This is a genomic window from Moorena sp. SIO1F2 (assembly GCF_010672755.1).
Lineage (GTDB): Bacteria > Cyanobacteriota > Cyanobacteriia > Cyanobacteriales > Coleofasciculaceae > Moorena.
Genome location: NZ_JAAHFV010000215.1, coordinates 1 through 11,165, shown reverse-complemented (window position 1 = coordinate 11,165; position 11,165 = coordinate 1). Strand labels below are relative to the sequence as shown.

The window sequence follows — 11,165 nt, the reverse complement described above, 5'->3', positions numbered from 1 at the left end:
GCTTCATCACTATCCCAGTGCTCTAAAATATGCTTAGCATCAACTACCGTTACCACGGCATCAAGGTCTAACTGGGTTTGAATCTCTTCATCCACAAAAAAGGTTTGAATTACCGGGGCAGGATCAGCAAGCCCAGTGGTTTCAATCACTAAATGGTCAAACTTATCCCGTCTCCGCATCAAGTTACCGATGATTCTAATTAAATCTCCCCGCACGGTACAGCAAATACAACCGTTGTTCATTTCAAAGATTTCTTCATCGGCATCGATAACTAACTTATTATCAATACCAACTTCCCCAAACTCATTAACAATTACGGCTACCTTTTTACCATGCTCGTAGGTCAAGATATGGTTGAGTAAGGTAGTTTTTCCGGCTCCTAAATAGCCAGTTAAAACCGTGACGGGTATAGCGTTATTTACAGTAGTTGCAACCATGACTAGTATAATGAATTAGTTGTCTAAAGTTTTTGGTAAGCATATGCGCTACGCGCACGCTGCGCGAACAGCCGTCAGTGGTCAGCCGTGAGCTAAAAGCTCACGCTACGCGAACAGTTTAAAATAAACCTCTTTCGTGGCACAGGCTTCTAGCCTGTGAAGCATTAGCTGATAGCTGATAGCTGATAGCTGATAGCTGATAGCTTACAGTTGTTTAATGTCTAGTTCCTGAATTTGTTCTATGGATTGATGAATCTTGTATTGTTGCGGAGGTGTTCTCATGATGGCAATGACGGTTTCTAAGGGAGGGCAATCTGGTTCATGGCATTGTAACTGACTAACAGAAATAGGTATTTCCGGATCTATTGCCAAGTGCTGATAAACCCAGTTTTTGATTTCCCTAATTTTAGCTGAATTAGTTTTAGACTTAGAGGTTTGAAATAAATTCATGGTTCTTAACCAAATCCTCGACTGGAACTGGAAATAGAATTTTGCAAAATTATTACTTCACCATTTTGCCCTCCGGCAGCTAAATAGTCTCCAGTAGGGTTCCAAGCTAAACAAGAAAATTTTATTTTTCCGCTGACTATTTTGGTAAGCTTTTGAGCCTTTGACCATAGTTGAATACCACCATCATTACTAGCGGAAACTAGTAGGGATGAATTGGGGGCAAAGGTAATTGCTTGTATGGCTTGGTCATGTTGTAACACACGATTTTCCCAGTTGTTGATTTCGTTGTTAAACTCCCACACAATTACCGCATCTTGACAAGACGAAGCTAAAACTGGATCAGAAGTATTTGACCAAACAACTTTACTGACTTTGCCGGGAAATCCCTGCATTAACCAGGGGGAAGGATTACCCCAGTGAAGTAAGGAAATAGTGCGGTCTAGATTACCTGAAGCAAGATAGTCACCATGGGATGACCAAGCACAGTCTAGACTAGATCCAGGGACTTCAAGCATTTCTGGTGGCTCTGACCAGTTGTCAATGTTCCAGACTTTAACACTACCATGGCCACTAGCAGCCAGCAATTTACCCTGGGGATGCCAAGCTATATTGAAAACTGATGAGTCTGCAAAGTTTAACTCTGCCATTAGTTGCCCTAGGTCAACATCCCAAACCTTAACCTGGCGATTTACCGCAAAGGCTAATAGATTTTTTTGGGGATGCCAACCTAGGGAGTCAATCCAAGCATTGCCCTGATCCAGGGTTGTATTTAGCGTAAACTTGGGGGAATTTACCCCCAATTGCCAGATACTAACCTTGCCTTCCTGTCCAGCAGTGGCTAGATAATTGCCATCTTGGGAAAAGCCCACACAGTCTAGGGAATAGTCATGGCTGGCTGTCAAAATTTCGAGATTACCCTGTTGCCATAAAGCCAGTTCTCCTGCAGCAGTAACAATAGCTAGATAATTACCTTGCTTTGACCAGACTAAGGCTGTGATGTACTCAGACAATTGCCGTTTATGTGACTGTTTTAATGTGTTCTTGGTTTTGGATTTAGTTGACACTGATTCCCTGGTATAGCACTACACATTAAGATTAGTAGCGTAGGGTGCGTTAGGGGCGGGCTCCCCTTGATTTTCCCTCTCTTGACATCGGTTGAGACAGCCCGGCCCGTAACGCACCACCGGGTCAAACACCATGCATTGAAATGCACCTGGATAACTTACGTTTACCCCGACAGAATCAATCATCCTAAGCTACCACTTTTTGTAGGGTAGGAATTTACCACACATAATTATTTGTACGCGATCGCCTTTCGGGTCTTCCACTTTCTCTACTTCTATGGAAAAATCAATAGCACTCATAATCCCATCCCCAAACTTCTCATGGACCACCGCTTTGATCGGCATACCATACACCTGCATAATTTCGTAAAAGCGGTAAATTAGGGGATCGGTGGGAATTTGAGGGTCTAGGGAACCCTTGAGGGGTGGCACAGTTAATTCTTCAGCTACGGATTCTGGTAAACCCAAAGCGGTGACTAGTTTGGTGGCTTCCTCCATATCTGCGCTAGCTTGACGATAGATTACAGAAGCCACCCAAGTTTCATCCCTACCTACAACTTTTTCCAAATCTTCAAAGGTGAGTCCTTTTTCTTTTTTTGCGGCTAACAACTGTTTAGTAATTTCTGCAATTGCCATAATAATTGATGTCTCCTGATTTTCGATCTTTGGTATTTTACACTAACGGAGGATTTTTGGCGTTGCTTAATAATGGAATGATTTTAAGAGTGAGGTAGAATAGGCATCTTGCCGTGGAATGGGCATCAGGCGTGGAACTGGCATCTTGTGTAGAACTGGCATCTTGCCAGTTTCCTCCTTATTTTCGGGCGGGCAGGATGCCCACTCTACCGCTATTCATTCTTTGACTGACGCAACGGAGGATTTTTAGTTAGTTAGCTGTCCGGCAAAATTCATCCCACAATTAGGTGTGGGATGAATTTTGCACAGGGTATGTATGGAATGCTATAATATATTTACTGATAAACAAAGCCGTTCGCGAAGCGTGGCCAAAGGCCTTAAATGCTGGTTTATCAGCTATTTGCAGCGCGAAAAAATCGAATTTTTGTATTGTTCCGGCGCGGAGGGGCATCCCGGAGACGAAACCTTAGAAGAGTGGAGCCTTAATCATAAAGTTTTAACCCTTTTATGCATAGCCTGCTAACCATAAAGGCTCCACTCTTCTTGCGGTAACTTCTGACCGTGTCGTTAATAAAGCTTGCCGAGTATCCGTTCGCGCAGCGTCGGCGAAAGCCGATACCGTTGGGTGGAGTTGGCAAGAAGCCTACACGCTCACTCGTTCGCGAAGCGGCTCTGTAAGAGCAGAGTCAGTGTAGGAGTATGTCACTGAATTCTTGCTTCTTCTACCGCTCTAGTTTCCCGATATAGATGGTTTTCCATTTCCTGTTTCAGTTCCATATAGGCAGGATGATGCTCAACCGTAGTGCGATCGCGTGGACGGGGGAAAGGCACTTCAAGCACCTCATCAATACGCGCCGCAGGGCCTTTGGTCATCATCACAATCCGGTCGGATAACAACAGGGCTTCATCAATGCTATGGGTAATCATAATGGCAGTTTTACGCTGCTGCTCCCAAATGCGCTCGATTTCATCCTGTAAAAAGCCCCTAGTCAGAGCATCTAACGCACCAAAAGGTTCATCCATTAACAAAATTTGGGGATTAATAGCTAAAGCTCTCGCAATACCTACTCGTTGTCGCATACCCCCAGATAGTTCGTGAGGATGTTTGTTCTCTGCTCCGGTTAAACCCACTAGTTGGATATTTTCCTTAATAACCCGTTTTTGCTCCCTCGCAGAAATTTTAGGATAGACAGTTTCCACCGCAAACCTAATATTACCTTCCACAGTCATCCAAGGCATAAGGGCATAGTTTTGAAAAACCATACCCCGGTCAGGTCCTGGTTGAGTCACAAGTTGCCCATTGATAATCACTTCGCCACTAGTGGCGGAACTCAAACCCGCGATAATATTCAGCAAGGTAGACTTACCACAACCAGACGGGCCAATAATCGACACAAACGTGTTGTGCTCAATATCTAAATTGATATCTTCGATAGCAACAAAGTCCGCAGAAGATTGGCCAGTAATTTTATCAAACCAACCCTTTTTACCAAAGAAAGTTTTTGAAATATGACGTAATGAAATTTGAGCGTCACTGTCATTGTCACTAATGACCTTACGGCCCTTGGAAGAAAAAGAAGTACTCATCTGTCCGCCTCCCTGGAGACTCCCGCTATAATCTTTGATTTAGCGGTGTTTGAAGTTACCGTAAGGAGATTGGAGCCTTTGTGGTTGGTAGTCTGTGAGTTAAAGTTTAAGTCTGTTGTAATAAGGCTCCAATCTCCTAAGGTTTCGTCTATAGGAAAGGGAGGACAAAATTTAATTTGTATAGGCATAACCATCCTTCCTGTGAATAAATTTGCAATATTTGTGACTGATTCCTTGTACCAGCCCTGATTTAGTTGAGATGTTGAAATATCCTGATTTTCGAGTGGCTACTCGCCCAACGTAAGTACCGACCTTCTTTCCTTTAGTCACCACGGCTCGTACAATATCGCCTGTTTGGAAACCTCTGTGAATTTTAGTTCTTGAACAGTGACGGATGGGAAATCCATACTTGTTGGTTCGACAAAGCTGACGAGTTCCATGACCTTTGGCGGCAATCAGTAAAGGATGGGTTACTTCAACAATCAATGTTTCAACTTTTCCAACATTGGCCGCATCTAACCAATGAGTTTTTGGAAGGTTTTGACGACATCGATTGAACTTAGTTAATCCGCCGCTGCTTACTTCAACAGGCAACCCGGTTGACTTTAGGTTGTGGTACAACTTCCAACGAGTTACATTAACAGAAGCCGCATCAGCCAAGGGGCGTTTAGCTTGATTGAGTATGCGTTTCAAGATGCTAGGTTTCTTAGACAAGAAAAGCTCAATGTCTTGGCTGGATTTAGCCTGATTACATGGGTGACATGCTATAGCTAAATTAGAAACCCGATCGGAACCGCCTTTAGACTTTGGTTTGATATGCTCAATTTCTAACTGAGTACCTGTTGTCCCACAATAAGCACATTTACGATTCCATTTTTCAAGCAAATATTCCCGAAGTTCGTAACCGTAAAGTGTACCCTGCTGATACTCGACTCCAGATATCTCAGGATTTTGCAACTTCTGGGTGTCGAATCTTACCAACTCTTGAGATATGCCTATAACAGGACACAATCGAATCAGCTTCTTAACCCAAGTTAAAATGTTTTTAACTCTAGACATCAGGCTAGGAGCTAGCCAACCTTTTGGTCTAGTTCTATTAAGAAACCTGGGCTTGCGGTATCGAGTCTTACGATTCCGTCTACTACTCCTTAATTGCCTGCGAGAGGTTAAAGCCTCCCGTATTTTAAAGCCCCTATGGGTAAGTTCTGCTCCCCAAATTACTCGCTGTCCTTGGACAATAGCTAAACCGCTTGTTTTTGCGCCAGGGTCTATTTTGAGTTGATGCTCGTGAGTTACTGGTTCCTTTATTTCCTCCGTCAAAATTATAGTAAATGGGTAACGACGATAGACCTTTGCCTTCCCTGTCGAGAGTAAAATTCTAGCCCTCGCTGGTTTACATGGATCTAATGGTTGTCCCTTTTTGTTAAGTACAAATACACGCATAATTGTGTTTTCTCCTATTGCTAGGGTAAAGTTAGCTTCGTCAAAGTTATTTCTCGGTACTTTCCTAATTACACTGGCTTAACTCAATTACACCTGTTTAATAATTAGGTTCTAGAGCTGGGGACTAGCTACGCATCCCCAGGTAGGAACTTAAACACTTAGAAATAACGTAGTTTTTTGAAAACTTAGACTGGTAAACTTTGAGCTGGAAAGCTCCCGCTATACTCGTGGGTGAGTTAGCGGTGAGTTGTTTACGAGGAGTTTTTACCGAAAGAAACCATTTTTTCAAAATAGGCAAATATTTGATCAAGGACAATACCCACAATCCCAATAATAAAAATTGCCACGAGAATATTGGGTATGTAAAGGTTATTCCACTCATTCCAAATGAAGTAACCTAAACCCGTACCCAATAGCATTTCTGCTGCCACAATCACCAACCAAGAAATCCCCATACTAATTCTCAAACCAGAGATGATGTTAGGTAGGGCAGCGGGAATAATCACCTTAAAAATCGTGCGCCATTTAGAAGCGCCCAGAATTTTAGAAACATCAAGGTAATCTGGGTTAACATTGGCCACACCAAACGCTGTGTTAGTTAGGGTTGGCCAAATACTCGCAATGGTAATAATGAAAATCCCTGTCATCTCTGAGTTCCGGAATATATACAGCCCCAAAGGTAACCAAGCCAGGGGAGAAACCGGTTTAAGAAGCTGGAAGTAGGGATTAAAGGCTTTAAAGGCAATTTTGGAAATACCTACCAAGATTCCCAAAGGCACAGCAATGATTGACGCTAAGGTGTAGCCAATGGCTACTCTCCGCAGGCTAATTAGCAAATTCCAACCAATACCCAAATCATTAGGTCCATTGTCATAAAATGGATGGGTTACCCAATACCATAATTCCTTAATGGTTAGGGAAGCCGTGGGCATACCCTTAGCAAAAATCTTCATCTTTGCTCCTAATTCCCAAAACAGTAAAAATATGCCTAGGGAAAGGATAAATAGCAACAGAGCTCTGAAGTTTTCATTTTCAAAGATTGTGATTTGTTGTTTTTTGTGAGTTACGTTTTTGGGTATTGATGTCATGTTGTATTTGCTTTTATCTGCAAAGAGCTTGGTGAGGTAGACTTCGTCAGCTTAAGCGCTACGCGCACGCTACTTGAGGTGCTATCAGCTATCAGCTATAGCAAAGGGAACAGGGAACAGGGAGTAGGGAACAGGGAACAAACATTCTCTCAATTGATTTAGGATTACTATATCAGCTATCAGGTTTTGAATAAAATAAGCTGACGGCTGACGGCTGATAGCTGACGGCTAAATGCTTACCTCTAGAAACCGTATTTTTTAATTTGTTCATCCACATACTCTTGGGGTTTAGCTGGATCAAAAGTGTCAAATTCCAAGGTTTCTGTACGGTAAATTTCTGTAGGTGGAGTTTGTCCCACTTCCTGAGCCAATTCCCTAGCTAAATCTGTCAGAAAAATTTCTTTACCCACTTCATCATACTTTTCCGAGGTGATTGCTGATTTGACTTTTCCATCTCCTTGCAAATCCCAACGCACTAACTGAGAAGAAATCCAATTCGCAAAGCTCTGCCAAGGATAGGGATCAAAATCAATTCTGTCTGGTACAGCTTTGGTGTTACCTTGACCATCTTCAAAGTTACCTGTTAGTACAGCTTCCACCACTTCCACCGGCTGGTTCAAAAAGGCTCTTTCGGAGATGGCTTTGGCAATTTCTGGACGATTGGCTGGGTTACGGGCATAACCTGCAGCTTCGATAATTGCTTTATTGAGGGAGCGGAAAGTGTTGGGGTTTTCCTCAATCCAAGCATCGCTGGCGGCAAAGGCACAACAGGGGTGTCCTTCCCATAACTCCTTGGTAAGCTTGTGGATAAATCCAGCGTCTTCATAGACAGCCCTTTGGTTAAAGGGATCGGGCATCAAGTAAGCATCGATATCCCCTGCAACCAACTGAGCAATACTATCTGGTGGAGGAACAGGGCGAATTTTTACATCTTTATCGGGATCAACTCCCCCAGTGGCCAAGTAGTAACGCATTAAGAGGTTGTGCATGGAGTAAGGAAAAGGTACACCGATAGTGAAGCCTTTGAAATCGGCGGGACCGTTAATTTTACCTTTGTATTTGTTAGCTACAGTAATGGCTTGACCGTTAATGTTCTCGATGCTAGCTAGTTTAACTCCAAAGGTGGCGGAACCTAACCCCAAAGTCATGGCAATAGGCATGGGGGCTAGCATATGATAAGCATCCAGTTCTCCTGCGATCGCAGAATCCCTAACCGCACCCCAGCTAGGCATTTTTACTACTTTGGCATTAAAACCATACTTGGAGTAGAACCCTAAAGGTTCAGACATAATAATTGGAGTGGCACATGTGATCGGGATAAACCCAATTTTAAGGTCTGTTTTTTCCAGACTGTCTACATTTGGTGGTGGTTGATTCTCCCCGGTCTTTAAATCCTGAGTTTGCTGTTTAGAGGTACAGTTGGCTAGGGTAACTAATGCAGCACCTACTGCTAAATTTTTCAAGAAGCGGCGGCGGCTGAAACTATTGTAATGCCTTACATCCCCGAAAAATTCTCCAGCTTTAGGACCAAAGGCAGCGGCAAAAGCATTTTCGATACCACCAGCTTGTTTAGCTAACTCTAAAACTAATTGCTCCCTCTTCGGGTCCCCTTTACCAGCTACTTTTAGTAGCAGTGCCTTTCTAATATCAGCAGCATTAACCGCATCTGCCATCTTAAATGTATCAGGTTTATAAACTCCCATTTTTGTGAGGTCTTCGATCATATCCACTGGATCTTTAGGCATATCTTCTGCCATAAATTTCCAGTGTTCAGCAGTCATGTGGACGCCACCACAAATCATACACCATAGATCTAATTCACTCAGATTACCTCTTTGGGAATCGAGGTTACCCCATTTTCCCGTTGCCTCTGTAACTGATGAAATTACCATAACTACATATATATGTTGATGTAGTTAGGTTAGGGCTGATGCTTCCAAGTCTTTTGTAGCTAAAAGTACATAAGCCTCGATTTTTTTTGCATCTACCGAAAATCCTGTGCTATTTTAGAACCTTCTTTTCCCGATTCCCGATTCCCGATTCCCGATTCCCGATTCCCGATTCCCGATTCCCGATTCCCGATTCCCGATTCCCGATTCCCGATTCCCGATTCCCGATTCCCGATTCCCGACTCCCGATTCCCCACACTCCCCAGATCGGAATCTGATATGATATCTCAATCCGTGAGCAGCAACCGGAATTTATGCAACTCGTTGATTGGCTGATTGTCCTAGTCTACTTAGTCTTGTCCCTAGGGTTAGGACTATACCTCTCTCGCAAGGCTTCCGGCAGTCTTGTTGATTTCTTTGTTTCGGGGCGATCGCTCCCCTGGTGGTTAGCAGGGACCAGTATGGCTGCCACTACTTTCTCCATTGATACCCCCCTCTACATTGCCGGGGTAGTTGGCAATCGAGGCATTGCTGGCAACTGGGAATGGTGGAGTTTTGGCATATCCCATCTGATCATGATTTACATCTTTGCCCGGATGTGGCGACGGTCAGAAATTGTTACTGATGCCGAACTCACGGAAATCCGTTATGGTGGCTCCATCGCTGCCCTATTACGGGGAACCAAAGCCTTTCTGTTTGCTGTACCAATCAACTGTATTGCCATTGGCTATGCCATGCTAGCCATGGTGAAAGTCGTAGGTGCTCTAGAAATTTGGCAAAGCCTTGGGATTGCGCCCGAAGCCAGTAGTGTAAAACTCTGGAGTGTATTAGGAGTCAGTGTTCTAGTCTTAGTCTACGCTGGCTTTGCTGGACTGTGGGGCGTAGTAGCTACAGATTTCTTCCAATTCTTTTTTGCCCTACTCGGAGCAATGATAGTTGCTGTAGTTGCCATTAACCATGTCGGTGGTATTCATCAACTAATCCCAAAAGTGCAACAAGTAACCCAACAGGATGTACTAGCCTTTTTTCCCCTCACGGTTGGTTCCGGAGGCATTAGTTGGAGTGAAACTGCTGGCATCAGTGCTAGCACATTCTCTGCCTATGTGTTCCTGCAATGGTGGGCATGGCGTCGCAGTGATGGCGGTGGTGAATTTGTCCAGCGTTTGGCCGCATCCAAAAATGAAGCAGATGCCGAGAAAGCGGCTTGGCTATTCAATATCTTTCACTATGTAATCCGAACCTGGCCCTGGATATTAGTTGCCCTCGCCGCAATGGTAATCTATCCAGATTTGCCAGACCGGGAATTGGGGTATCCCAAACTGATGCTAGACTTTTTGCCACCAGCCATACTCGGGATAGTGGTAACCTCCCTGATTGCGGCATTTATGAGTACCGTCTCTACCTCCATTAACTGGGGAGCCTCCTATCTCACTAATGACCTCTATTTGCGCTTTGTGCATCCCCAAGCCACAGAATCAGAACTCGTCTTAGTGGGGCGGATCGCATCAGTGCTGGTCACGGTTTTAGGAGCCATTGCCGCCTTCTTTGCCACAGACGTTGCCACCGTGTTCCGGTTAGTAATTGCCATTGGTACCGGACCGGGATTAGTGTTAATGTTACGTTGGTTCTGGTGGCGGATTAATGCTGCTGCGGAACTAACCGCCATGGTTGCTGGTTTTGTAGTCGGGTTTGGTACCAGTGTCGTGCCAGTTATTCAGATTCCTGACTTTGGTTGGCGTCTGCTGGTAACAGCTGGAATTACTGGTGTTTTGTGGATAGTGGTGATGTTACTCACGCCACCAGAATCTGATACCACCTTAGATGAATTTTATCGACGGGTGCGTCCAGCTGGGCCTGGCTGGAAACGTCAGCAGCTTCGCACCGGTTTAGCTCCAATCCAGGATTTGGAACACGATCTAAAACGGGTGCTGGCATCGATATTGCTAATGTTTGGAGCAATGTTAGCTATTGGAGGATTTTTGTTGCTAAAGCCCTTGACCGGTTGGGTGTCTCTGGTAATAGCCGTTCTAGGATGGATGTGGCTGCGTCAGATTAAAGGGAGTAGGGAGTAGGGAACAGGGAACAGGGAATCGGGAATCGGGAATCGGGAATCGGGAATCGGGAATCGGGGAAGAGAGGGGAGTGTGGGAAGTGTGGGGAGGGTGGGGAGTGTGGGAAAAATAGAGAAGTGTGGGAAAGATAGGAAATTATGAGAAGTTTGGAGATAGGTAATTGCAACGACTATACTATTAAAGCGGTTGTCATAATTATCAGGTACAGTCAATTTTCTTACCCCGATTCCCTACTCCCGATTCCCTACTCCCTACTCCCTACTCCCTGTTCCCTTAAAAAAACCATAGTTTGGCATCTCATTTTAAAACTATGTTAAAAACTGTAAATATCCAAAACCCTTTAGTAATCGTCCTGGTTATCGTAATTTTAGTAATCGGGGTGGTATTTTTTATCTACTCTCAAGCCCAGAAAAAAATGACCGAACCGAAACCATCTAACTACGAACTTTGTCGTAACGAGGAGATAAATCAACCTAGCTATTATCCCGTAAATCAGACA

At 44.1% G+C, this 11,165-nt stretch carries 13 protein-coding genes; 4 read left to right on the top strand and 9 right to left on the bottom strand.

Annotated elements, in window-relative coordinates; translation table 11 throughout:
• The 8 genes from F6J94_RS22105 to F6J94_RS22070 form a co-directional block, all read right to left on the bottom strand.
• On the bottom strand, positions 1 to 437 hold a 437-nt coding region (locus tag F6J94_RS22105), incomplete at its 3' end, for a GTP-binding protein (protein ID WP_293044181.1).
• Positions 438 to 641: 204 nt separating this feature from the next.
• Positions 642 to 887, bottom strand: a complete 246-nt coding sequence (locus tag F6J94_RS22100; RefSeq protein ID WP_293044179.1) for a hypothetical protein — start codon at positions 885 to 887, stop codon at positions 642 to 644.
• A 5-nt stretch (positions 888 to 892) separates the two neighbouring features.
• Positions 893 to 1,951, bottom strand: coding sequence for a hypothetical protein (locus F6J94_RS22095; RefSeq protein ID WP_293044177.1), 1,059 nt, complete (start codon positions 1,949 to 1,951; stop codon positions 893 to 895).
• Between the two features lie 192 nt (positions 1,952 to 2,143).
• Positions 2,144 to 2,587 carry a cyanase gene (gene cynS / locus F6J94_RS22090; protein ID WP_070391212.1) on the bottom strand — a complete coding sequence of 148 codons (444 nt, stop codon included), beginning with the start codon at positions 2,585 to 2,587 and terminating at the stop codon, positions 2,144 to 2,146.
• Positions 2,588 to 3,289: 702 nt separating this feature from the next.
• The gene (locus F6J94_RS22085) at positions 3,290 to 4,174 is read right to left on the bottom strand and encodes an ABC transporter ATP-binding protein (RefSeq protein ID WP_293044174.1); all 885 of its coding nucleotides are present in this window, start codon (positions 4,172 to 4,174) and stop codon (positions 3,290 to 3,292) included.
• Between the two features lie 171 nt (positions 4,175 to 4,345).
• Positions 4,346 to 5,617: an RNA-guided endonuclease IscB gene (gene iscB, locus F6J94_RS22080; RefSeq protein WP_070391209.1), complete on the bottom strand. Its 1,272-nt coding sequence runs from the start codon at positions 5,615 to 5,617 to the stop codon at positions 4,346 to 4,348.
• Between the two features lie 251 nt (positions 5,618 to 5,868).
• Entirely contained in the window at positions 5,869 to 6,705 is an 837-nt protein-coding gene (ntrB, locus tag F6J94_RS22075; protein WP_293044170.1) for a nitrate ABC transporter permease, read from the bottom strand.
• 242 nt (positions 6,706 to 6,947) lie between these two features.
• Complete coding sequence (locus tag F6J94_RS22070) at positions 6,948 to 8,597, bottom strand: ABC transporter substrate-binding protein (RefSeq protein WP_293044168.1); 1,650 nt, start codon at positions 8,595 to 8,597, stop codon at positions 6,948 to 6,950.
• Between the two features lie 86 nt (positions 8,598 to 8,683).
• Between F6J94_RS22070 and F6J94_RS22065 the strand changes: the two genes are divergently transcribed.
• Positions 8,684 to 8,872, top strand: coding sequence for a hypothetical protein (locus F6J94_RS22065; RefSeq protein WP_293044166.1), 189 nt, complete (start codon positions 8,684 to 8,686; stop codon positions 8,870 to 8,872).
• A gap of 36 nt (positions 8,873 to 8,908) precedes the next feature.
• Positions 8,909 to 10,666, top strand: coding sequence for a sodium:solute symporter family protein (locus F6J94_RS22060; protein ID WP_293044164.1), 1,758 nt, complete (start codon positions 8,909 to 8,911; stop codon positions 10,664 to 10,666).
• Here the strand turns inward: F6J94_RS22060 and F6J94_RS22055 are convergent.
• Positions 10,647 to 10,832 carry a hypothetical protein gene (locus F6J94_RS22055; RefSeq protein ID WP_293044162.1) on the bottom strand — a complete coding sequence of 62 codons (186 nt, stop codon included), beginning with the start codon at positions 10,830 to 10,832 and terminating at the stop codon, positions 10,647 to 10,649. The two genes, F6J94_RS22060 and F6J94_RS22055, sit on opposite strands and share 20 nt — an antisense overlap.
• On the opposite strand from F6J94_RS22055, the gene F6J94_RS22050 reads away from it, so the two are divergent.
• Together F6J94_RS22050 and F6J94_RS22045 are read left to right on the top strand one after the other, a co-directional pair.
• Entirely contained in the window at positions 10,813 to 10,983 is a 171-nt protein-coding gene (locus tag F6J94_RS22050) for a hypothetical protein (protein WP_293044160.1), read from the top strand. The genes F6J94_RS22055 and F6J94_RS22050 overlap by 20 nt on opposite strands.
• On the top strand, positions 10,977 to 11,165 hold a 189-nt coding region (locus F6J94_RS22045), incomplete at its 3' end, for a hypothetical protein (RefSeq protein WP_293044158.1). The genes F6J94_RS22050 and F6J94_RS22045, both read left to right, overlap by 7 nt.

What these genes read in the sequence shown, in the direction of transcription:
- F6J94_RS22100 (WP_293044179.1), bottom strand. Translation starts at nt 887, where the DNA reads ATGAATTTATTTCAAACCTCTAAGTCTAAAACTAATTCAGCTAAAATT.
- cynS (WP_070391212.1), bottom strand. Translation starts at nt 2,587, where the DNA reads ATGGCAATTGCAGAAATTACTAAACAGTTGTTAGCCGCAAAAAAAGAA.
- F6J94_RS22085 (WP_293044174.1), bottom strand. Translation starts at nt 4,174, where the DNA reads ATGAGTACTTCTTTTTCTTCCAAGGGCCGTAAGGTCATTAGTGACAAT.
- iscB (WP_070391209.1), bottom strand. Translation starts at nt 5,617, where the DNA reads ATGCGTGTATTTGTACTTAACAAAAAGGGACAACCATTAGATCCATGT.
- ntrB (WP_293044170.1), bottom strand. Translation starts at nt 6,705, where the DNA reads ATGACATCAATACCCAAAAACGTAACTCACAAAAAACAACAAATCACA.
- F6J94_RS22070 (WP_293044168.1), bottom strand. Translation starts at nt 8,597, where the DNA reads ATGGTAATTTCATCAGTTACAGAGGCAACGGGAAAATGGGGTAACCTC.
- F6J94_RS22060 (WP_293044164.1), top strand. Translation starts at nt 8,909, where the DNA reads ATGCAACTCGTTGATTGGCTGATTGTCCTAGTCTACTTAGTCTTGTCC.